The sequence below is a fragment of the Paenibacillus xylanexedens genome (assembly GCF_007680605.1).
In the GTDB taxonomy this organism is placed as follows: Bacteria; Bacillota; Bacilli; order Paenibacillales; family Paenibacillaceae; genus Paenibacillus; species Paenibacillus xylanexedens_B.
Genome location: NZ_VEIO01000086.1, coordinates 1 through 275, shown reverse-complemented (window position 1 = coordinate 275; position 275 = coordinate 1). Strand labels below are relative to the sequence as shown.

The following is a 275-nucleotide window of genomic DNA, read 5'->3' as shown; positions in this document are numbered from 1 at the left end:
CCGGTTGTCTGTAGTAGCCCTTGGGGCTCCGGTAGTGCCCTCCGGTCTACCTTCCCGTTGGCCGTCAGTGGAATTTGCTCCACTTCCACCAGATACGATGGCACCATATACTCAGGCAAACTCCGTTTCAAATACGTGCGCAACTCGGATGCATTAAACGCCCCCCGGCTCACGACATATCCGCACAAACTCGCTTCGTCTCGTTCGTCTTTCCGCGCCAGAACCACCGCTTCCTTCACGTCCCCGTGCTGGAGTAGACGATGTACAATTTCCCC

General features: G+C 56.4%; 1 protein-coding gene. It reads right to left on the bottom strand.

The window, feature by feature from the left end:
- Nucleotides 1-275: AMP-binding enzyme (locus FS818_RS28495; RefSeq protein WP_145336776.1), on the bottom strand; the 275-nt coding region annotated here is incomplete at both ends.